Genomic DNA, 22,004 nt, shown 5'->3' with positions numbered 1-22,004 from the left:
TTCCTAGCTATGACAGCGAAATGAGTTCTGCGTAATCCTTGTTCCAATGGTCTTCAATGCCGTCAGGGAGAATCAGAACTCGTTCAGGATTGAGAGCCTCTACGGCGCCCTCATCGTGGCTTACCAGTACAACGGCTCCCTTGTAGTTTGCCAGTGCACCTAAGATCTCTTCCCGGCTTGCGGGGTCCAAGTTGTTTGTCGGCTCATCGAGCAGAAGCACGTTCGCGCCACTCACTACGATCATTGCCAAAGCGAGTCGAGTCTTCTCCCCACCGGACAGAACACCCGCAGGCTTTGCTGAGTCGTCACCGGTGAAGAGGAACGAACCAAGCACTCGACGCGCCTCCATCTCAGTAATGTGCGGCGACGAAGAGACCATGTTTTCAAGCACAGAACGCTTGACATCAATGGTTTCGTGTTCTTGGGCGTAGTATCCAACGCGGAGTCCGTGGCCAGGTTCGATGCGCCCAGTATCCGGCTCATCGACGCCAGCAAGCATGCGTAAAAGGGTGGTCTTTCCGGCACCGTTGAATCCCAGAATCACCACTTTGGAACCACGATCGATTGCAAGGTCTACCGAGGTGAATATCTCCAACGAACCGTAGCTCTTGCTGAGATTGTGGCCCATGAGAGGCGTTCGCCCACACGGGGCGGGTTCGGGAAAGCGCAGAGCCGCCACCCGGTCGGTCGTTCGCACATCGTCAAGACCGGCAAGCAGCTTTTCTGCGCGTGCCACCATCTGGTGAGCTGACGCGGCTTTCGACGCCTTCGCGCCAAATCTCGCGGCCTGTGCCTGCAGCGTGCTGGCCTTCTTCTCTGCGTTTGCACGCTCCTTTTTGCGGCGCTCTTCATCAGACTGGCGCTGGCGCAGGTAGTGCTTCCAGCCCATGTTGTACTGATCAATCTGCTGACGGTTGCCGTCCAGATAGAAGACCTTATTCACGGTATCTTCAACAAGTTCGACATCGTGACTGATGACGATAAGGCCACCGGAGAAGTTCTTCAAGAATTCTCGTAGCCACACCACCGAATCGGCATCGAGGTGGTTTGTCGGCTCGTCGAGGAGCATCGTGTCAGCGCCTGAGAACAGGATTCGCGCAAGTTCGATGCGGCGACGTTGACCACCGGATAGCGTCGACAGTGGTTGGTCGAGGATGCGGTCTGGCAGACTCAGATTGCTAGCAATCGATGCCGCTTCGGCTTCGGCTGCGTACCCGCCCAGTGAAAGAAAACGGTCGTCCAACTTGCTGTAGCGATCCATCGCGGCGGTGCTGACGGCAGGATCGCTGCTTCCCATCTCGTCTTGAGCTTGGCGCATCTTCAGAACGATGCTCCCCAAGCCGCGAGCATCGAGAATGCGGGTGCGAGCGAGGTCCTCCGGGTTTCCTGAGCGGGGGTCTTGCGGCAGGTAGCCGATTTCGCCGGTGCGCTCGATAGCCCCGCCTGTTGCTTCAAGCTCACCAGCAAGCGTTTTGGTGAGGGTAGTCTTTCCCGCGCCGTTGCGCCCGACCAAGCCGATTTTATCGCCGCGATCTACACGGAAGTTGACATCCTGCATCAGCATGCGTTCGCCAACGCGCAACTCGAGATCATGCACAGCAAGCACGTCAAAACATCCAAATCTTGGGGTAGGGGTTTACGGGCAACATCACCAACCAGCTAGTCTACTTCCTAGCGTTGGCTGCTCGGCCCCAATGCGGTGACACGTTCAGGCATCCCGCACAGCGACGACGCTAAAGGGCGCGAGATATCCTAAATGGAGAAGCCGAGCGCACGCATCATGTCGCGACCGTCATCGGTAATTTTTTCTGGCCCCCACGGTGGCATCCACACCCAGTTGATACGGAATGCTTCTACAACATTGTCGAGACACTGAGCGATCTGCTCTTCGATCACGTCGGTCAGCGGGCATCCCGCTGATGTGAGAGTCATGCTGATGATGAGCGCATTGTTCTCGGGATCCCAGCTCAGGTCGTAGATAAGACCGAGATCCACAATGTTGACGCCGAGCTCGGGGTCGATGACATCTTTTAGCGCCTCTTCAACTTCATCGAAGAGGGCGGGGGCCAGAACTGTAGACATACGCTTAGGCTACGCTCGTGTCGGTCAAAAATCGATCGTAGCCTTCGTTTTCTAGGCGATCTGCGAGTTCAGGACCACCCTGTTCAGCGATACGACCGTCGACGAAAACGTGAACGAAATCGGGCTTGATGTAGCGCAAAATACGGGTGTAGTGGGTGATCAAAAGCAGCCCGAGACCGGTCGACTCGTGCGCACGGTTTACGCCCTCAGAGACGATTTTGAGAGCATCAACGTCGAGCCCTGAGTCGGTCTCGTCCAAAATTGCGAAGCGCGGCTTCAGAAGCTCAAGCTGCAGGATTTCGTTGCGCTTCTTCTCGCCACCAGAGAAACCCTCATTCACGTTCCGGTCGGAGAAAGATTTTTCCATCCGCAGTGCCTTCATCGACGCGTTTACCTCTTTGATCCACGGGCGAAGTGCGGGTGCCTCGCCACTCAGCGCGGTCTTGGCGGTGCGGAGGAAGTCTGCAACCTTGACCCCGGGAATCTCCACGGGATACTGCATTGCCAAAAAGAGCCCAGCGCGTGCACGCTCGTCAATGCTCATATCGAGCACCTCTTCGCCGTCGAGCGTCACAGACCCACTCTCGACGTGGTACTTCGGGTGACCGGCAATTGTGTAAGCGAGAGTGGACTTACCCGAACCATTGGGGCCCATGATGGCGTGGATCTCACCCTGGTCGATCGTAAGGTCAACTCCGTTGAGGATGCTCTTGGTTCCTTGCTCGGTTTCAACGCTAACGTGCAAGTCTTTGACTGCGAGTACTGACATGTGTTTCTTTCCTTAATGGTCTCGGGAGGAGGGCGTTTAGCCCTCGATAGCGACGGTGAGTTCGGGATCGATGTGAACCCCACCATCGTCGTCGATCTTCACTACAAAGACCGGTACAGGTTCGTAGGCTGGCAGGCTCAATGGTTTTCCCGTGTCGAGGGAGAATCGCGAACCGTGTGCCCAGCATTCGATTGCTCCGTCTTCGACGAAACCCTCTGAGAGGGAAATATCTCCATGGGTGCAGGTGTCGCCGATCGCGTGCACCGCCCCGGCAGAGTCCTTAACAATCGCAATTGCGGTGCCATCGAGTTCGACCCGGTGCGCCTTGTTCGGCTCCAGTTCCTCGATTGCGCAAACTCGCTGGGCGGTCACGAGAGGGTCCCTTCGAGCTCGGATTCAATAGCGGCGTGGAGACGTGCTTCGAGCTTTTCATCCCCGACCTTGTGAACGATCTCCGCGAGGAATCCGATCACGACGAGACGACGTGCCTCCGATTCTGAGATGCCGCGTGCCTGCAGGTAGAAGAGCTGTTCATCGTCGAAACGTCCGGTAGCACTTGCGTGCCCGGCTCCTTGGATATCACCGGTTTCGATCTCCAAGTTTGGAATCGAATCTGCTCGGGTACCTTCGGTGAGCACCAGGTTGCGGTTCTGCTCATAGCTGTCGGTTCCGGTGCCGCCGCTGCCAATGAGAACGTCGCCGACCCACACCGTGCGCGCTCCGTCACCCTGAAGTGCGCCCTTATAGTTGACTCGACCGCGCGTGTGCGCTGCTTTGTGGTGAAGGTACACGCGCTGCTCGAGATGCTGGCCCTTGTCTGCAAAGTACAGACCGTTCAGCTCGCCGTCTGACCCTTCTCCTGAGAGATGCACAGACGGGTTCACACGCACCACTTTGCCACCGAGTGACACGATCGTGTGCTTCAGGTTGGCGTCGCGCCCGACCTGAACGAAATGGCTTGCCAAGTGAACGGCCTCGTCGTCCCAGTCCTGAACGCTGACAACGTTGAGGCTCGCGCCCTCCTCCACGACGATCTCAACGTTCTCGCTGAGAAGAGCGGCACCCGCCGAATCAATGATGATAGTGCTGTTGCTGTGCGGTTGCGCCGTAATTACGGTGTGCGCGCCGCGGGCGCCACTCCCCAAATCAGTGCGATTCAAGCGCAGAGTTACGTGCTCCTCGCCGGACACCGTGATCGCTAGCGCATGCTCAAAACTCGACCACGCATTTGCGGATGCGCGGTCTTCTGGCGCGCCCGCCGACGCAATTTTCTTGTCGTCACGCGGTACCCACTCAATCAGGATGCCGTCGGGGACCTCAGCTTCGAAAGGATATTGCGTGCCGTCAAGCGCATCGTCGAGCAAAACCGTAATGAGCTTTATTGGTGTGAGTTTCCAGTCGGCCTCGATGCCAGTGATCGGAGCAAAATCAGCGTGGTCAAAAGACTTGGGGCGAGCTGAGCGCGTTTGAACGGGAACGAAGTTCTTGTCTTCGGCATCCCATCCACCATCGCCGTGAGCTTTGAGTCCATGTTGTTCTGGTGTGACAAGGGTCATTTAGCCGACGGATCCTTCCATGCTCAGTTCGATGAGCTTATTGAGTTCGAAGGCATACTCCATAGGCAGTTCACGCGCGATGGGCTCAATGAATCCTCGAACAATCATTGCCATCGCTTCGTCTTCTTCCATTCCGCGTGATTGCAGGTAGAAGAGCTGCTCTGCACTGACCTTGGAGACGGTAGCTTCGTGACCGAGTTGAACGTCATCCACCCGAATGTCGATGGACGGGTAAGTGTCAGACCGCGAAATTGTGTCAACCAAGAGAGCGTCACATCGGACAGTGTTCGCAGAGTGGTGAGCCTTCTCATCAACCCGCACTTCCCCGCGATAACCGGCACGGCCACCACCACGCGCAACTGACTTGGAGACGATCGACGACGTCGTGTATGGCGCCATATGGATCATTTTTGCGCCGGCATCTTGGTGCTGACCAGGTCCCGCAAAGGCCACAGAGAGTGTCTCACCCTTGGCGTGCTCGCCGACGAGGTAGATAGACGGATACTTCATCGTGACCTTGGAACCGATGTTTCCGTCGATCCACTCCATGGTCGCGCCCTCGTGCGCGATTGCGCGCTTCGTTACCAAGTTATAAACGTTATTCGACCAGTTTTGAATCGTCGTGTAGCGAACTCGCGCGTTCTTCTTCACGATGATCTCGACGACGGCGGAGTGAAGCGAGTCGGACTTGTAAATGGGTGCCGTGCACCCCTCGATGTAGTGCACGTACGAGCCCTCATCAGCAATGATCAGGGTGCGCTCAAATTGCCCCATGTTCTCAGTGTTGATGCGAAAGTACGCCTGCAGAGGAATTTCGACGTGAACGCCCTTAGGAACGTAAACAAAGGATCCACCCGACCAGACGGCGGTGTTCAACGCGGCGAACTTGTTGTCGCCAGCGGGAATCACCGAGCCGAAGTATTCGTCGAAGAACTCTGGGTGCTCACGAAGTGCCGTATCGGTGTCCATGAAGATGACGCCCTGAGCCTCAAGCTCGGCGTTGATGGAGTGAAAGACAACCTCAGATTCGTACTGAGCGGCCACACCAGACACGAGACGATTGCGCTCCGCCTCCGGAATCCCCAACTTCTCGTAGGTATCGCGAATGTCGGCCGGAAGGTCTTCCCACGTCTGAGCCTGCTTCTCAGTGGAACGGACGAAGTACTTAATGTTGTCGAAGTCGATGCCCGAGAGATCTGCGCCCCACTTCGGCATCGGCTTGCGGCCGAATAACTCCAACCCTTTGAGACGCTTCTTCAGCATTGACTCGGGTTCATTTTTCAAAGTTGAGATGTCACGGACAACCTCTTCGTTGATTCCTCGTCGTGCGGAGGCTCCCGCAACGTCGGAGTCAGCCCAGCCAAACTCATACTGGCCCAAGCCATTGAGTTCTGGGCGATCAATCAGCACATCAGACATCGGTACCTCGTTTCTTGCCCCTATCAACCAAGGTGGCTGCTTGGGAATTCCGCCGCACAGAACATTGCCGGGATTGTTTCGTGAGGTTCACATGCGCGGTGGCGAAAAAACTGCGCCGGCGAACTTAGACTGAAACAGGACAAGCAAGGTTTTATCTCGCTGTCATCATTGACTTCCCGGCATGGGCTGTGTTCCTGAACACAGATCATTCTACAGACTGAAGCCCGAAATAACAGGAGGTGCGGCTGTGAACGCCGTTATCGCACGATTGCCCTACTACGTAAGCACACGGGTGCGTTTTTTTGCCGTGACATCTTTAGTGCTTCAGATTGTGATCGTCGCCACCGGCGGTGCGGTACGGCTCACCGGATCAGGCCTCGGATGCCCGACGTGGCCCCTCTGCACCGATGCTTCCCTCATCGCGACCCCGGAGATGGGACTGCACGGCGTCATCGAATTCGGCAACCGTTTGTTGTCGATCATCGTCGGTTTTGTTGCGATTCTGATGGTTGTGATGCTGATCCGCCTCCGCCGTGAACGTCGCGATCTGATGACACTCGCACTCGTGGTGTTGGGCGGAACGGTACTGCAAGGACTCATCGGAGGGCTCTCGGTGCGAGTGCAACTCGACCCGAATATTGTCGGCGTTCACTTTGCGATCTCTGCGATCCTCGTCGCGGTCAGTGCTGCACTCGTCTACAAGGTGTGGACTGGCTCCAGCAGCGACCGGCTAGAAGTCTCGCAGCCAATCGTTATTCTGACCCACGTGACAAGCTTCCTCGTCGCTGTGACAGTCGTTGCCGGAATTCTCACCACCGGAGCCGGCCCGCATTCCGGCGACGATGGCTCAGCGCGAAATGGTCTCGATGCCAGCATCCTGCAGCACGTTCATAGCTGGCCAGGTTACGCACTTGTCGCAGCGACTCTTGTTCTGGTCATTTCGCTTGCCCTGAAGGGACACCGCAGAATCATGAATTTTGCGATTCTGCTGCTCACCCTTGAGGTCGTTCAAGCAGTCGTTGGGATCATTCAGTCACGCACGGGGCTGCCGATCTTGCTCGTCGGCATCCACATGGTTCTTGCGTGCGCCATCGCTGCAGCGATGGTGGTTGTCGTGCTCTCCCTCCGCTCGCCCGCCCCGCAAACAAACGACGTCGTTGCGGACGAACGCGAACTAGCACATCGGTAAATCGTCGAGCGGGCCTAGAACGGAAGCAGTGGGTCTAAGCCGACTGCGAGAAAAACAAGCGTCAAGTAACTGATTGAGCTGTGGAACACGCGCATTGCCTTGACTTCCCCGTGACGGATCGCGGTCGAGTAAAGCCGGTGGGACTCAATGATGAACCATGCGCCACTGCCGGCAGCAACGACGGTATAGACAATCCCCATACCGGCAACGGGCACGAGCAGCAGTGAGCATGCGACTGTGGCCCAGGCGTACAGGATGACCTGCAGGCCGACGGCTGCTCGGCCGCGAACAACAGCGAGCATCGGCACGCCAACAGATTGGTAATCCGCCCGATACTTCATTGACAGCGGCCAGTAGTGCGGGGGCGTCCAAAGAAACACAACCGCAAAGAGTACAAAGGCCGCCCATGAGAGATCCCCGGTTACTGCGGCCCAACCGATGAGAACGGGCATGCAGCCAGCGATTCCCCCCCAAATGATGTTCTGTGGGGTGCGGCGCTTGAGAAGAAGCGTGTACACCACCACGTAAAAGAGGATCGCAAAAAGCGACAGTCCCGCAGCTAGCCAGTTAGTCAACAGTCCCAGCCACAGCACGGAGCCGACGCCAGAGAGCCACGCAAAGAGCAGTGCTTCACGGTCAGTCAGCTCTCCAGTAACGAGCGGGCGATGCTTCGTGCGCGCCATCACGCGATCGATATCACGATCGATGTAGCAGTTGAACGCATTTGCTGAGGAAGCGCTCAGGATCCCCCCAACAAGAGTGGCCAAAACAAGCCAAAGATTCGGGATTCCGTTGGCGGCGAGCACCATGACCGGAACGGTCGTGACCAGCAACAGCTCGATCACTCTCGGCTTGGTGAGTGCCACATAAGCGCGAAGTTTTCGGAGGATGCGGATGCGATCGTTCTGCGTTCGGGTTTCTAGAGTGACATCCATACCTACGATTCTAAGCTGTTGGGAAAATTGCGTCGAACGCGAACGTGATCGTCACGGCGACGACGTTCATCGTCATGGTTCCCTATACTTGGAGTGCCCGCCTCTCGGTGGTTTCAGACCGCTGTTGCATCCGCGCAGCGACGAAAATCCACTGACCGAGCCAATGATGTCGCGTGGCGGGCTGTTCATGTGCCCCGATCGTTCGCGGGTGGGGCACCTCGCTTGCAGAAGGGTCATCAGTCTCGTGGCAGCTTTTCACTGGGATCACATCGACAATAAAGCGGTCGATACCGCTCGAATTCTGGCCGCTGATGCTGTCGAGAAGGTGGGTAACGGACATCCCGGTACCGCGATGAGTCTGGCGCCAGCCGCGTATCTGCTGTTTCAGAAAGTCATGCGTCGCGATCCAAGCGACGACCAGTGGTTAGGGCGGGACCGCTTTATCCTCTCCGTCGGACATAGTTCGCTTACTCAGTACGTTCAGCTCTACCTTGGCGGCTACGGGCTCGAACTCGACGATCTAAAAGCGCTCCGCACGTGGGGTTCGCGGACACCCGGGCATCCTGAATTCGGTCACACCGCTGGGGTCGAAATCACCACGGGGCCACTCGGCCAGGGAATCGCCTCGTCGGTCGGGTTCGCCTATGCCGCTCGCTTCGAACGCGGTCTCTTCGACCCCGAGGCGGAAGCGGGCCAGAGCCCCTTCGATCACTTCATCTATGTCATCGCGGGTGATGGCGACCTTCAGGAGGGCGTTTCGTCGGAGGCTTCATCGTTGGCAGGTCACCAAAAACTTGGCAATCTAATCGCGATCTACGACAGCAACCAGATTTCTATTGAAGACGACACCAACATCGCCTTCACTGAGGACGTTCACCAACGCTACGAGGCCTATAACTGGCACGTTCAGGTAGTCGACTGGAAAAAGACCGGCGAGTACGTTGAAGACGTAGAAGCGCTCAGCACGGCAATCCAGAAAGCTCAGGGAGTTACCGACCAGCCGTCGCTCATTATTCTTCGCACCATCATCGGGTGGCCGGCACCGAACAAGCAGAACACCGGCAAAATTCACGGCTCCGCCCTCGGTGCAGAGGAACTTGCGGCAACCAAGCGCGAACTTGGCTTTGATCCAGAACAAAGTTTCGTCGTTGACCCCGAGGTAATCGACCACACTCGTCAGGCTGTCACCCGCGGCAAGCAGCAGCGAGAGGTATGGACCGAGAGTTTCGACAGGTGGGCTGAAGTAAACCCCGAGCGAAAGCAACTTCTCGATCGGGTGCTCTCGGGTGAACTCCCAGACGGCATCGAAGCAGCGCTGCCTGAGTTCGAGGCGGGCAAGGATGTATCTACCCGTGCAGCCAGCGGCAAGGTCCTGGGAGCGTTGGGCGGGCTGATCCCAGAACTATGGGGTGGTTCGGCTGACCTAGCGGAATCGAACTTGACGACAATCGCCGGCGGTGCGTCATTCATACCGAGCGAGCACTCCACGGGAGAATGGACCGGCAATGAGTACGGTCGGGTGTTGCACTTCGGCATCCGCGAGCATGCCATGGGCGCCATCATCAACGGAATTGTTTTGCACGGAAACACTCGGGCATTTGGCGGTACGTTCCTGATTTTCAGCGATTACATGCGTCCCGCTGTTCGTTTGGCGGCACTCATGGCTGTTCCGTCGATATTCGTCTGGACTCATGACTCCGTCGCCCTCGGTGAGGACGGCCCGACTCATCAGCCGATTGAACAGCTTGCGAGCCTGCGGATGATCCCGGGTCTCGATGTCGTGCGTCCCGCAGATGCCAACGAGACAGCCTGGGCTTGGAAGACAATCCTTGAACGCCGCAACGGCCCCGCCGGTATCGCTCTCACCCGCCAGAACGTGCCGGTGTTCGAACGCGGTGATTCTGTGGCTCACGGCGAAACGTTCGCAGCCGCATCCAATGTGGCACGGGGAGCGTACGTGCTCGCCGAGGCTGCCAACGGCTCCCCCGACGTGATTCTGATCGCGACCGGTTCAGAAGTGCAACTGGCCGTGGAAGCCCGCAAGATTCTCGCCGCTGAAGGAATTAGCGCGCGCGTTGTTTCGGCTCCCAGCCTTGAGTGGTTCCACGAGCAATCTGCAGAATATCGCGAGTCGGTACTGCCCTCTGCCGTGCGCGCTCGTGTATCGGTTGAAGCAGGCCTGGCCGTCGGCTGGCGCGAGTACGTTGGAGACTCGGGTCGCAGTGTCTCGATAGAGCACTTCGGCGCGTCCGCGGATTACAAGACTCTGTTCCGTGAGTTTGGCATCACCACCGAGGCCGTAGTGGCCGCCGCACGCGATTCTCTGGATGCCGTCTAGGCCATCCGACAAAGGAAAGAAAAATGACTAACGAATCCCCAACCGCTGCGCTCTCCAATCTCGGAGTGAGCATCTGGCTCGACGACCTCTCGCGCGAGCGGATCAACTCGGGCGGCCTCGAGGCCCTCATTGACTCTCGCAATATTGTTGGGATCACCACGAACCCCACGATTTTTGCAACTGCTTTGGCCAAGGGTGAAGCGTATGACGAGCAGGTAGCCGTACTCGCTTCTGAGGGCAAGACCGTAACAGAAGCGGTATTCGAGATCACTACTGACGATGTCGCGGCAGCGAGCGATATCTTCCGGCCGGTTTACGATGCGACCGGCGGCCGAGACGGTCGCGTGTCTATTGAGGTCGAGCCCGGCTTGGCGCACGATTCAGCGGGAACGATCGTACAGGCGAAGCAGCTCTGGGCGAAGGTCAACCGCGAGAATGCGATGATCAAGATCCCCGCGACCGTCGAAGGACTTGAGGCGATCACCGAGACGATAGCCGCTGGCATCAGCGTCAATGTCACGCTCATTTTCAGCCTCGCTCGCCACCGTGAAGTGATCGATGCCTACCTGAGCGGTCTCGAGAAAGCGAAGATTGCGGGTCACGACCTGTCTAAAATTCACTCGGTCGCATCATTCTTCGTGTCCCGTGTGGACACCGAAATTGACAAACGGCTCGATGCTCTCGGCACCGACGACGCTAAGGCGCTCAAGAGCAAAGCTGGCGTTGCAAACGCGCGCCTCGCCTACCAAGTTTACGAGTCTGCATTTGCCACCGACCGCGCTCAAACTCTGATCGCTGCGGGCGCCAATAAGCAGCGTCCGCTGTGGGCTTCGACCGGAGTCAAGGATCCCAGCTTGCCTGACACCCTGTACGTCACGGAGCTTGCTGTTGATGAGACCGTCAACACGATGCCCGAGAAAACTCTGGAGGCGACGTTCGATCACGGCGTGATCACCCACGAGCAGGTCACTGCTAACTACGCCGCTGCAAACTTCACGCTCGATGCACTGACCGCGCTGGGCATTCCCTACGACGAGGTCACCGTGCTCCTTGAAAAGGAAGGCGTGGAGAAGTTCATCGTGTCATGGAATGAACTACTCGACACCGTTTCGGCAGCGCTCGAGGCAGCAAAATGAGTGTTAAGGTCGCCGTCTCCGGTGCCGCAGCCCATGCTGTCGACCGGGTTGTTCCGCAGCTCGTCAGCGATTTAGTTGCTAGTCGCATCACCGGTGGCGATCCGACACTCTGGGGCCCAGAAGCTGAAGAGGAGTCGGCAAAGCGACTCGGGTGGGTCGAAGCAGTTTCGGTCGGCCGTCCCCTCGTCGATGACATCTACGCACTCCGAGACAAGCTGCGCGCTGACGGCATAGACCATTTTGTGCTCGGCGGAATGGGCGGATCTTCGCTCGCCCCTGAGGTGATTACACGGACCTATGGCGTCGAACTTACCGTGTTGGACTCTACTGATCCGGCCCAGGTGCTGAGTGCACTCGGTGATCGGCTCGCGACCACTGCCGTCGTAATCTCTTCCAAGTCAGGCTCCACGCTGGAGACAGATTCTCAGAAGCGAATCTACGAGAAATATTTCACTGATGCTGGGATTGATCCCCGCGAACGAATCGTCGTCGTAACCGATCCCGGGTCCCCCTTGGATTCTGCCGCGCGGGCGGCCGGGTATCGCGTCTTCACTGCAGACCCCAATGTCGGCGGACGATATTCCGCACTAACCGCATTCGGCCTGGTACCGTCTGGGCTCGCCGGGGTAGACCTCGACGGGCTGCTCGATGAGGCGGAAGCTGTCATGGTTGAGCTTGCCGTAGACGATCATCACAATCCGGGGCTGATCTTGGGTGCTGCAATCGCTGGCACCGACCCCCTGAAAGACAAACTCGGCATCGTTGCCGACGGAACGCACATTGTGGGCTTTGGTGATTGGGCAGAACAGCTCATCGCGGAGTCCACCGGCAAGCTGGGTAAAGGAATTCTCCCGGTTGTTTTGCGGCCAGACTCCCCCGAGATCGCTGAGAATCTTGACGACCTTCAAGTGGTTCGACTCGTTGGCGATTGGGACGACACAAAGAGTGTCATTGACGGAGAAATCGAGATTGCGGGCTCGCTCGGCGCACAGCTGCTGCTCTGGGAGTACGCCACGGTTGTCGCTGGTCGCATCCTCGGAATTAACCCGTTTGACCAGCCCGATGTTGAAGCGGCGAAGGTCGCCGCCCGTGACCTGATCGATAATCCCACTGCGCTGCAGGCTCCAACGTTTACCGTCGGAGACATCGATGTGCGCGGTTCCGATGAAGTTGTGGCTGACAGCAGCGATCTTGCCGGGGTGATTTCCTCACTTCTTTCCTATTTGGATGACGACGGTTACGTAGCGATCCAGGCTTACGCTGATCGCGTTGCGTACCCTGAATTGGCAGAGCTTCGTGAGCGCATCGCCGCACGGGCGAAACGCCCCGTCACCTTCGGGTGGGGGCCTCGGTTCTTGCACTCCACCGGACAGTTCCACAAGGGCGGGCCCGCCGTTGGTGTGTTCTTACAGATCATTGCGGCTGACGAGATCGACCTGCAAATTCCCGATCGTCCCTTCACTTTTGGGCAATTCATCCGCGCTCAAGCCGCAGGGGATGCGAGCGTACTCGCCGAGCACGGTCGTCCTGTCTTGAGCTTGACTGTCCCAAACCCGAAGGTTTCGTTGCCGTTGCTGCTCGATGCGATGGGATAATGATCAGACGTTCGTGCTGGATTTAGAGGAGAAGTATGCCCCCCGTTGAAATCAGCGCCGACGTCAACCCGCTCCGCCTGAGTTCGGACCGTAGGCTAAACCGTATTGCTGGCCCCAGCGGGCTTGTGATTTTTGGTGTGACCGGTGACTTGTCCCGCAAAAAGTTGATGCCAGCCGTTTACGACCTCGCCAATCGCGGGCTGCTTCCGCCAGGCTTTGGACTCGTGGGCTTCGCGCGACGAGACTGGCAAGATCAAGATTTCGAAAAGGTCGTTCATGACGCGGTAAAGCAGTATGCGCGAACTCCCTTCGATGAAGACGTCTGGAAACAACTCACTCAAGGAATCCGTTTTGTCCAGGGTGAATTCGACGACGCTGCCGCATTCGAACGCTTGAAGTCAACGCTGGATGAGCTCGATCGTGATCGTGGCACTATGGGCAACCACGCCTTTTACCTCTCGATTCCGCCCAAGTCCTTCCCGCAGGTCACCGAGCAACTGCGCAACTCTGGCTTAGCGAAACAGACTAATGGCCAGTGGCGTCGAGTAGTCATCGAGAAGCCGTTCGGCAGCGACTTGACGACGGCCCGCGAGCTCAACGACGTGGTCGAGTCAGTGTTTCCCCCAGACAGCGTCTTTAGAATCGACCACTACCTCGGCAAAGAAACAGTGCAGAATATTCTGGCCTTGCGGTTCGCCAATCAACTCTACGAACCACTGTGGAATTCCCACCACGTCGATCATGTTCAGATCACAATGGCGGAAGACATTGGAGTTGGTGGCCGGGCTGGTTACTACGATGGAATCGGTGCAGCCCGTGACGTCATCCAAAACCACCTCTTGCAGCTTCTTGCACTGACCGCGATGGAAGAGCCGGTGTCTTTTGATGCTGCGGATCTCCGCGCCGAGAAGGAAAAAGTGCTCTCGGCCGTTCGCCTGCCACACGATCTCTCCAAGCACACCGCCCGTGGCCAGTACACCGGCGGTTGGCAGGGCGGCGAAAAAGTAGAAGGCTTCCTTGACGAAGAGGGCATGAACCCTAAATCAACCACGGAAACCTATGCTGCAATTCGTTTGGACATCGGCACGCGACGCTGGGCGGGCGTACCGTTCTACCTGCGCGCCGGTAAACGACTCGGGCGCCGGGTCACCGAAATCGCCGTCGTGTTCAAACGTGCGCCGCAGTATCTGTTCGAAGAAAGCCGCACGTCAGCTTTGGGCCAGAACGCGCTCGTCATTCGCGTGCAACCTGACGAGGGAGTAACAATTCGTTTCGGCTCCAAGGTTCCCGGCGCTGAGATGCACGTGCGCGATGTCACCATGGATTTCGGCTACGGACATGCGTTCACCGAAGCGAGCCCGGAAGCCTATGAGCGACTGCTCCTCGATGTACTACTCGGTGACCCTCCGCTGTTTCCCCGTCACGAAGAGGTGGAGCTGAGTTGGAAGATTCTTGACCCCATCGAGGAATTCTGGGAAACGCAGGGTGCACCGGAGCAGTATCGCCCGGGCACGTGGGGCCCGAAGTCTGCAGATGACCTGATGGAGCGCGACGGACGAGTCTGGAGACGACCATGATCGTTGATCTGCCAAACACTACATCGGCGAAGATATCGAAGGCACTCGTCCGCATCCGCGAAGACGGCGGTGCTGTTGCATTGGGCCGCGTGCTGACCTTGGTGATCGCCACAGAACTGGGAAACGAAGAAGAGGCGATCGCTGCCGCCAATGATGCCTCACGTGAACATCCGATGCGCGTGCTGGTTGTCTCGACCAGTACCTCCGAATTAGAGCGCACACGCGAATCGCGAGTCGACGCTCAGATTCGTGTCGGTGGCGATGCGGGCGCGAGCGAGGTGGTCGTGGTCACCGCATACGGGGACGCTGCCCTCGATCAAGAAAGTCTGATCACCGGTCTGCTGTTGCCGGATGCACCAGTCGTCGCTTGGTGGCCCGGTGAGGCTCCAGCAAACGCCTCCGAGTCCCCCTTGGGACGGATCGCTCAGCGTCGCATCACCGACGCAGCGGCCAGTGTTCGACCGCTCAATGCGATGCACAGAATGTGTGAAACATACGTTCCTGGCGATACCGACTTCGCGTGGACTCGACTTACCCTCTGGCGCGCTCAACTTGCCGCCGTTCTCGACCAGCCACCCTTCGAACCAATCAGCGCAGTATCAGTGAGTGGTGCTGCCGACTCACCATCTACGCTGCTATTAGCCGCCTGGTTGCAGATGCAGCTTCACGTGGAAGTCTCACTGCTCGTCGCCGAAGGTTCACCCGTACCGACCGGAATTCACTCGGTCATTTTGGAACGGAATTCGGGCACCATCACCTTGGAACGGAATCTTGCGAGCATCGCAACACTGACGCAACCGAATCAACCAGTCCACGACATCTCGATGCCGCGGCGGAGCTTGCGCGACTGCCTCGCAGAAGAACTACGACGTCTGGACCCCGACAGCCTCTTCGGCGACGTTGTTCGCCGCGGGGTGAGTGGGATGGCGGACACAAACCCGGGCGCCCTAACGAAAGCGACCAACTAGTGAGCAACGAACGCCGAGCAATTGTCCATTCGTCCAAACCAGAACTCGCTCATGCGGTGGCTGAACGGTTTCTCAACAAAGTGCCTCAGATTATCGCGGAATTTGATGAGGCAACAATTGTGCTGACCGGTGGCACCATGGGGCAGGCTGTACTCGACGCAATCAATAGTTCCCCGAAACGTGATGCGGTAGATTGGTCTCGGGTGAATTTCTGGTGGGGTGACGAACGTTGGTTACCGGCGAGAGATGGCGAGCGCAATGATGTGCAAGCCCGTGCAGCACTGCTCGACCACGTGGCCGTCGACCCCGAACGTGTGCATTCCTTTGCGGCTTCAGACTCAGGACTGGGCTTGGATGATGCAGCTGCAGCATATTCGCACGAACTCGCACAACATTCCACACGCTTCGGCACCTATCCGCACTTTGACATTGTTTTTTTGGGCGTCGGGCCGGATGGACATATTGCCTCGCTTTTTCCGGAACGTGAAGGCATTCGCGAGACCGAGCGCACGGTCATCGCTGTTCGCAATTCCCCGAAGCCTCCAGATGAGCGATTGAGTTTGACCCTTCCCGTGCTGAACTCATCGGTGCGTATCTGGGCGGTAGTCGCCGGCAGTGACAAGGCTTCCGCTCTGGGCCTGACACTTGCGGGGGCAAGCTACAACGAGGTTCCCGCCGCGGGTCTCGAGGGCCGCCGAAAGACACTGTTTTTCGTTGACTCTGAAGCAGCGGCTCAGGTTCCGGACTCTTTGATCGATCCCGGACAGTTTTGGACCAGCGCTGACTCGACCGACGAGCATTAGTCACCGCCAGCGTGGTGCATTCCACGGCTTAAATAGCTAGCGGCCCCGACAGATTCAGTTGGGGCCACCACCTGTCAATGCCTGCTAGGAAGTTACGGTTCCGCGACGAGTGCGAAGCTGGAGAAGCGCCTCTTCAAGCAACTCAGCAGCCTCTTCATCGCTGCGACGCTCTTTCACGTATGCAAGATGGGTTTTGTAGGGAGCGAGCTTCGCGACCGTCGGCGGATTCTCCTTGTCTCGCCCTGCGGGGAGGCCTGATGAGGGAGAGTCGATCGTCTCAGGTATTTCCTCTTCGGGGAGGTTGGCTGCAAAAGAGCGAACTGTTTCGTTGCCGAGTGCATCCCAGTAAGAAACTCGAACACGCTCAGCATGAAAGCCACGATCTTGTTCGCCCATGGGACCCGCACCAACGCGCGACCCGCGAATTGCACTACCGCCTGATACCACTGTGTTCCCTTGTCTAGTGAGGATGAAGGTTTCTAAGCGCCGTCAAACTTGGTAATGAGCCCCAGCACGACGATGCAACTGATCCATACCACACCGAGGATCACGGTGATGCGGTTCAGGTTGCGCTCGGCAACTCCCGAAGCACCGAGGTTGGACGTTACTCCCCCGCCGAACATATCGGAGAGGCCTCCACCGCGACCGCGGTGGAGCAGGATGAGAAGTGTGAGCAGCAGACTCGTAATACCGAGCAGTACCTGCAACACAACCTGGAGAATTTCCACAAAAAACCTTTCGAACAGGCCGTACAGGCCTCGAACAGTATAACGTCTAGGTGCCGACGTGCTTGGAGAAGCGCGAAATGCTTGCAAATTCCGCAACCTCAAGGCTCGCGCCACCGACGAGTGCGCCGTCAATATTGGGCTCCCTCATCAAACTAGCAATGTTCGCCGACTTTACCGAACCGCCGTACAGGATTCGGGTTGCTGCGGCTACATTCTCTCCAACTACCTCTGCAAGAGTCTCGCGGAGGCGCCCGGCGACCTGCTCGGCCTGTTCAGGTGTGGCCGCCTTTCCTGAGCCGATCGCCCACACCGGCTCGTACGCAACGACGATCTCCGGTTCACCAGAGATTCCTGCGAGCCCGGCCTTGAGTTGGGCGACAGGAACAGCGCTCGGCCCGTGCTGTTCGAGGTCATCGGCAGTTTCTCCAACGCATAGGACGGGAACAAGCCCGTGCCTAATCGCTGCGGTAACTTTTCTTGAGAGCTGCTCATCTGTCTCTCCATGCATCGTGCGACGCTCGGAGTGACCGACCAAAACGTAACGACAATCGAGCGAGGAGAGAAAGGCCCCCGAAATCTCCCCCGTATACGCGCCTGAATCGTGTTCGGATAGGTCTTGACCGCCGAAACGCACCCTGAGCTTGTCTGCTGCGACGAGCGTCTGCACGGAGCGTAAATCAGTGAACGGGGGGAACACGACAACTTCAGCACCATCGGAACCAAAATCGTGATTTGCATCCTTGAGGGTCCATGCTAATTTCTGCACGAAAGCAATGGACTGAAGATGGTCGAGATTCATCTTCCAGTTTCCGGCGATCAATGGAACACGCTTTAGCTTTGCCATCCGAGTACCTCCAGTCCGGGTAGTGGCTTACCTTCGAGAAATTCGAGGCTGGCTCCACCGCCCGTAGAAATGTGACCAAACTGGTCGTCGTCAAACCCTAACGCCCGCACCGCGGCCGCCGAGTCGCCGCCGCCGACGACTCCAAACCCGTCGGTCTCGGCAAGTGCCTTGGCTATTGCTTCAGTACCCGCAGCAAATGCCGGGAATTCAAAGACTCCCATCGGTCCGTTCCAGAATACCGTCTTGGATGATCTCACGACCTCCGCGAATCGTGCCGCAGTGTCGGGCCCAATGTCGAGGCCAATTCCGCCGGACCCAAATTCGGTATTCTCGATCTGATCGGCAGCAGCTACCTCATGAGCCGCGTCAGCACCGAAAGCTTCGGCTACAACCACATCGGTGGGGAGGATGATCTCCACACCGAGCTCTCGCGCCTGTTCTAAATACCGAGTAACCGTATCTAGCTGCTCCGTCTCAAGCAAGCTCGCCCCGACCTTGTGTCCCTGAGCCGCAAGAAAAGTGAAAAGCATGCCGCCACCAACCAGGAGCGAATCAACTCGGGGAAGCAGAGAGCCGATGACGTCGAGTTTGTCGGAGACCTTGGAGCCTCCCAGAACGACTGTGTACGGCCGCTCTGGGGTAACCATTAGTCGCTCGAGTACGTCAAGTTCGGTCTCGATAAGCAAACCGGCAGCACTTGGCAAGATCTTTGCAAGCTCAAACACGCTTGCCTGCTTGCGGTGAACTACACCGAAACCGTCAGAGACAAACACATCGCCGAAACGAGCAAGTTGTGACGCAAACTCTTCGCGTTCTGTCTCTGACTTGGAGGTTTCACCGGGATTGAACCTCAAATTCTCTAGCAGCGCTATCCCACAGTCTGCGAGTTCTGCAACAGCCTGTTCTGCGGAATCGCCAACGGTGTCCTCGGCGAAGGCGACAGCCTTTCCGAGAAGCTCCGAAAGCCGGTGGGCGACTGGCTCTAGACTGTAATGCGCCTTCGGTTCACCGCCGGGACGGCCGAGATGCGAAACAACGACGACTCGAGCGCCCTTATTAAGGAGCATATTCAGGGTCGGCAGGGACGCACGGATGCGACCATCGTCGGTGATCTGTCCATCTTTCAGAGGAACATTAAGGTCACAGCGCACGATGACCCGTTTTCCACGAAGATCTGGAAGTGCTGAAAGAGTTCTAAAGCTCATTTTCGTGGGGTTAGAGTCGATCGCCGACGTACTCAGCGATATCGACGAGGCGGCTAGAGTAACCCCACTCGTTGTCGTACCACGATGCGACCTTCACTTGATTGCCGATGACCTTAGTGAGCCCGGCATCAAAGATCGACGAATGGGGGTCGCCGACGATATCGCTCGATACGATCTCGTCTTCGGTGTACTTGAGGATGCCCTTAAGCGGACCCTCAGCTGCAGCCTTGTACGCTGCATTTACCTGTTCGACCGTAACCTCGGAAGACGTAGTAATCGTCAGGTCGGTGATCGATCCAGTGATCACGGGAACGCGCAGCGCGTAGCCATCCAGCTTGCCGACTAGCTCGGGAATCACCACGCCGAGAGCCTTTGCAGCACCGGTCGAGGTGGGGATCACGTTCTGCGCAGCAGCGCGGGCTCGGCGCAAGTCCCTGTGCGGCCCGTCCTGGAGATTCTGATCAGAGGTGTACGCGTGAACCGTTGTCATGAATCCGGAATCAATTCCGAAACTATCCATGAACACTTTTGCTAGCGGTGCGAGGCAGTTGGTAGTGCACGATGCGTTTGAAATGATGTTATGCACGGTGGGGTCGTAGTCGCCCTCGTTGACACCGAGTACGACAGTTGCCACTCCATGACCCGTTGCCGGAGCGGAAACAATCACTTTCTTAGCTCCGGCGGTGATGTGCTTGGAGGCGTCGACTGACTTCGTGAAGTGGCCGGTTGACTCGATTACAATGTCGACACCCAGCTCGCCCCACGGAAGATTTGCGGGGTCGCGCTCAGCAAAGACCTTAATCGCAGTTCCGTTAACAACGATCTGATCGTCATCAAAAGTTACCTCGGCATCGAGACGGCCGGTGATCGTGTCGTACTTGAGGAGATGCGCGAGAGTCTCGTTGTCTGTCAAATCGTTGACCGCGACGATTTCGATGTTGCTGTTGGCCGAGGCCGCTCGAAAGAAGTTGCGACCGATTCGACCGAAACCATTAATACCGATTTTTACGCTCACTGTTGCTCCAGAAAATCAGGCGTCTAGGACGCGTCGTACTGTAGTGGTGGGGTAATACATTTAGCGGAGACAGGACTTAAGCCGGGGCCTAACCCGGCCACGATGCCGCTACGAGAGTAGCAGCAGACCGTTTGTCTTTGAGCGCGCGGCGCTGAAGCGGTCTTGAACGTTGGCCCAGTCAACGATGTTCCAGAACGCCTTGACGTAGTCAGCACGGACATTCTTGTAGTCGAGGTAGTACGCGTGCTCCCAGACATCAAGCATCAGCAGCGGCACGATTCCTGCGGGAAGGTTGCCCTGCTGGTCGAAGAACTGCACAATGATCAAGCGCTCACCAATGGAGTCCCAGGCGAGCACTGCCCACCCAGACCCTTGGACGCCCAGCGCAGTTGCAGTGAAGTGCGCGGTGAATTTGTCGAATGATCCGAAATGATCGTTGATCGCGCTCTGGAGATCACCTGTTGGCTTGTCTCCCCCGTTCGGTGACATGTTCGTCCAGAAAACCGAGTGGTTAACGTGTCCACCGAGGTTGAAAGCGAGATCCTTTTCAAGCTTGTTTACGTTGGAAAGATCTCCAGAATCCCGAGCTTCTGCAAGGCCCGAGATCGCCGCATTTGCGCCAGTAACGTAGGCCTGATGATGCTTGCTGTGGTGCAACTCCATGATCGTGGCGCTGATACTCGGCTCAAGCGCCGAGTAATCGTATGAAAGTTCGGGAAGGGTGTATTCAGCCATCGGAAGTCCTCCTAGAATCGTGAATCCTGCGCGGCTGGCAAGCCACGCAGGCGGGATACTTCCAGTCTAACCACGTACGTCGGAGACTCGCGTCGTCTGCCAGGAACGCTATGCTTCCTCCATCTCAGATGGCAAGTTTGCATCCGTTCCTGCCACCCCAAGATCGCTCGCTCGCTTATCGGCCATTGCCAAGAGTCGTCGAATGCGGCCGGCGACGGCATCTTTGGTCATCGGAGGGTCAGCGTGGTGTCCAAGCTCATCCAAGCTTGAATCGCGATGGCTTAGACGAAGTTCGCCAGCGTAGCGAAGATGCTTGGGAACGTCGTCGCCCAAGATCTCCAGTGCGCGCTCGACACGCGAGCAAGCGGCGACTGCCGCCTGAGCCGAACGACGCAGGTTCGCATCATCAAAATTCACCAGACGGTTTGCTGTTGCTCGAACCTCTCGGCGCTGACGCAACTCATTCCAGCTAATGACGGTGGTCTCGGCGCCCATGATGGTGAGCATCGTACTGATCGCTTCGCCATCGCGAACAACAACCCGGTGTACACCCCGAACTTCGCGAGCTTTTGCTGCGACACGAAGTCGGCCAGCAGCGCCGACAAGCGCCATCGCTGCTTCGTTTCCCGGACACGTGACCTCGAGTGCCGCCGATCGACCAGGGTCGGTGAGCGAGCCTGCCGCGAGAAAAGCACCCCGCCAGACAGCAGCAAGTTCGCCGCGCCCTCCTGTCGTTACACGGTTTGGCAGACCGCGTATGGGTCGCCGCCGCGCATCGAGCAAACCTGTTTGGCGTGCCAGGGTTTCTCCCCCATCGAGAACCCGGACGAGAAGACTGTTGGAGCGCCGCCCGCCAGATGACGCAACACGAGATACTTCGGATCGCACCCCATAGAGTTCAGCAATATCGCGGCGTACTCGACGCGTAAGAAGTTCGGTTTCCAGCTCAGACTCAACGGCAATACGTCCAGAGATCAGATGCAGTCCGCCCGAGAAACGCAAGATTGTTGCAAGTTCAGCAGCACGCTCGGTCGTCTTGCCCACCTGAATTCGTGCCAACTCGTCTTTGACTTCAGCAGTTAGTCCCACTAACTGGCCTTCCTTCCACGG

The 22,004-nt window shown here is 57.5% G+C and carries 21 protein-coding genes; 7 read left to right on the top strand and 14 right to left on the bottom strand.

Going from position 1 to position 22,004, the window contains the following annotated elements; all coding sequences use genetic code 11:
• Positions 1 to 7: 7 nt before the first annotated feature.
• From FB472_RS00750 to sufB, 6 genes are all read right to left on the bottom strand, one after another.
• A complete protein-coding gene (locus tag FB472_RS00750) occupies positions 8 to 1,606 on the bottom strand; it encodes an ABC-F family ATP-binding cassette domain-containing protein (protein WP_141989231.1) in 1,599 nt (532 codons plus the stop codon).
• Between the two features lie 146 nt (positions 1,607 to 1,752).
• Positions 1,753 to 2,082, bottom strand: a complete 330-nt coding sequence (locus FB472_RS00745) for a metal-sulfur cluster assembly factor (protein ID WP_021810290.1) — start codon at positions 2,080 to 2,082, stop codon at positions 1,753 to 1,755.
• A 4-nt stretch (positions 2,083 to 2,086) separates the two neighbouring features.
• The gene (gene sufC, locus FB472_RS00740) at positions 2,087 to 2,851 is read right to left on the bottom strand and encodes a Fe-S cluster assembly ATPase SufC (protein ID WP_021810291.1); all 765 of its coding nucleotides are present in this window, start codon (positions 2,849 to 2,851) and stop codon (positions 2,087 to 2,089) included.
• A 36-nt stretch (positions 2,852 to 2,887) separates the two neighbouring features.
• Positions 2,888 to 3,223, bottom strand: a complete 336-nt coding sequence (locus tag FB472_RS00735) for a non-heme iron oxygenase ferredoxin subunit (RefSeq protein WP_021810292.1) — start codon at positions 3,221 to 3,223, stop codon at positions 2,888 to 2,890.
• Positions 3,220 to 4,407, bottom strand: a complete 1,188-nt coding sequence (sufD, locus tag FB472_RS00730; RefSeq protein WP_141989230.1) for a Fe-S cluster assembly protein SufD — start codon at positions 4,405 to 4,407, stop codon at positions 3,220 to 3,222. The genes FB472_RS00735 and sufD overlap by 4 nt, the downstream gene beginning before the upstream one ends.
• Positions 4,408 to 5,826 carry a Fe-S cluster assembly protein SufB gene (sufB, locus tag FB472_RS00725; RefSeq protein WP_141989229.1) on the bottom strand — a complete coding sequence of 473 codons (1,419 nt, stop codon included), beginning with the start codon at positions 5,824 to 5,826 and terminating at the stop codon, positions 4,408 to 4,410.
• 247 nt (positions 5,827 to 6,073) lie between these two features.
• Between sufB and FB472_RS00720 the strand changes: the two genes are divergently transcribed.
• Positions 6,074 to 7,015 carry a COX15/CtaA family protein gene (locus tag FB472_RS00720; RefSeq protein ID WP_141989228.1) on the top strand — a complete coding sequence of 314 codons (942 nt, stop codon included), beginning with the start codon at positions 6,074 to 6,076 and terminating at the stop codon, positions 7,013 to 7,015.
• 14 nt (positions 7,016 to 7,029) lie between these two features.
• On the opposite strand, the gene FB472_RS00715 is transcribed toward FB472_RS00720, so the two are convergent.
• Complete coding sequence (locus tag FB472_RS00715; RefSeq protein WP_141989227.1) at positions 7,030 to 7,950, bottom strand: heme o synthase; 921 nt, start codon at positions 7,948 to 7,950, stop codon at positions 7,030 to 7,032.
• 244 nt (positions 7,951 to 8,194) lie between these two features.
• On the opposite strand from FB472_RS00715, the gene tkt reads away from it, so the two are divergent.
• Genes tkt through pgl form a run of 6 tightly spaced genes read left to right on the top strand, consistent with a single transcriptional unit; the run spans position 8,195 to position 16,367 of the window.
• Positions 8,195 to 10,288, top strand: coding sequence for a transketolase (gene tkt / locus FB472_RS00710; RefSeq protein WP_141989226.1), 2,094 nt, complete (start codon positions 8,195 to 8,197; stop codon positions 10,286 to 10,288).
• Positions 10,289 to 10,311: 23 nt separating this feature from the next.
• Positions 10,312 to 11,424 (top strand): transaldolase, encoded by a 1,113-nt coding sequence (gene tal / locus FB472_RS00705; protein WP_141989225.1) that lies wholly within the window; start codon positions 10,312 to 10,314, stop codon positions 11,422 to 11,424.
• Complete coding sequence (locus FB472_RS00700) at positions 11,421 to 13,019, top strand: glucose-6-phosphate isomerase (protein ID WP_141989224.1); 1,599 nt, start codon at positions 11,421 to 11,423, stop codon at positions 13,017 to 13,019. The genes tal and FB472_RS00700 overlap by 4 nt, the downstream gene beginning before the upstream one ends.
• A 35-nt stretch (positions 13,020 to 13,054) precedes the next feature.
• On the top strand, positions 13,055 to 14,596 hold the full coding sequence (gene zwf, locus FB472_RS00695) for a glucose-6-phosphate dehydrogenase (RefSeq protein WP_141989223.1): 1,542 nt from the start codon (positions 13,055 to 13,057) through the stop codon (positions 14,594 to 14,596).
• Positions 14,593 to 15,564, top strand: a complete 972-nt coding sequence (locus tag FB472_RS00690) for a glucose-6-phosphate dehydrogenase assembly protein OpcA (protein ID WP_141989222.1) — start codon at positions 14,593 to 14,595, stop codon at positions 15,562 to 15,564. Before zwf ends, FB472_RS00690 begins: the two co-directional genes overlap by 4 nt.
• Positions 15,564 to 16,367, top strand: a complete 804-nt coding sequence (gene pgl / locus FB472_RS00685; RefSeq protein WP_141989221.1) for a 6-phosphogluconolactonase — start codon at positions 15,564 to 15,566, stop codon at positions 16,365 to 16,367. Before FB472_RS00690 ends, pgl begins: the two co-directional genes overlap by 1 nt.
• An 84-nt stretch (positions 16,368 to 16,451) precedes the next feature.
• On the opposite strand, the gene FB472_RS00680 is transcribed toward pgl, so the two are convergent.
• The 7 genes from FB472_RS00680 to whiA all read right to left on the bottom strand — a co-directional run bounded on the left by FB472_RS00680 (position 16,452) and on the right by whiA (position 21,983).
• Positions 16,452 to 16,814 carry an RNA polymerase-binding protein RbpA gene (locus tag FB472_RS00680; RefSeq protein ID WP_141989220.1) on the bottom strand — a complete coding sequence of 121 codons (363 nt, stop codon included), beginning with the start codon at positions 16,812 to 16,814 and terminating at the stop codon, positions 16,452 to 16,454.
• Between the two features lie 32 nt (positions 16,815 to 16,846).
• Entirely contained in the window at positions 16,847 to 17,095 is a 249-nt protein-coding gene (gene secG / locus FB472_RS00675; RefSeq protein ID WP_010202547.1) for a preprotein translocase subunit SecG, read from the bottom strand.
• A gap of 46 nt (positions 17,096 to 17,141) precedes the next feature.
• On the bottom strand, positions 17,142 to 17,939 hold the full coding sequence (gene tpiA / locus FB472_RS00670) for a triose-phosphate isomerase (protein WP_141989219.1): 798 nt from the start codon (positions 17,937 to 17,939) through the stop codon (positions 17,142 to 17,144).
• The gene (locus FB472_RS00665; RefSeq protein WP_141989218.1) at positions 17,927 to 19,144 is read right to left on the bottom strand and encodes a phosphoglycerate kinase; all 1,218 of its coding nucleotides are present in this window, start codon (positions 19,142 to 19,144) and stop codon (positions 17,927 to 17,929) included. Before FB472_RS00665 ends, tpiA begins: the two co-directional genes overlap by 13 nt.
• 10 nt (positions 19,145 to 19,154) lie before the next feature.
• Positions 19,155 to 20,159, bottom strand: a complete 1,005-nt coding sequence (gap, locus tag FB472_RS00660; RefSeq protein ID WP_021810306.1) for a type I glyceraldehyde-3-phosphate dehydrogenase — start codon at positions 20,157 to 20,159, stop codon at positions 19,155 to 19,157.
• 108 nt (positions 20,160 to 20,267) lie between these two features.
• Positions 20,268 to 20,894 (bottom strand): superoxide dismutase, encoded by a 627-nt coding sequence (locus FB472_RS00655; RefSeq protein ID WP_141989217.1) that lies wholly within the window; start codon positions 20,892 to 20,894, stop codon positions 20,268 to 20,270.
• 108 nt (positions 20,895 to 21,002) lie between these two features.
• Positions 21,003 to 21,983 carry a DNA-binding protein WhiA gene (gene whiA, locus FB472_RS00650; RefSeq protein ID WP_141989216.1) on the bottom strand — a complete coding sequence of 327 codons (981 nt, stop codon included), beginning with the start codon at positions 21,981 to 21,983 and terminating at the stop codon, positions 21,003 to 21,005.
• Positions 21,984 to 22,004: the final 21 nt, after the last annotated feature.

The sequence above is a fragment of the Rhodoglobus vestalii genome (assembly GCF_006788895.1).
Taxonomy (GTDB): Bacteria; Actinomycetota; Actinomycetes; order Actinomycetales; family Microbacteriaceae; genus Rhodoglobus; species Rhodoglobus vestalii.
Note: the sequence above shows the minus strand (reverse complement) of the source record. Positions and strands in the feature narration are given on the sequence as shown.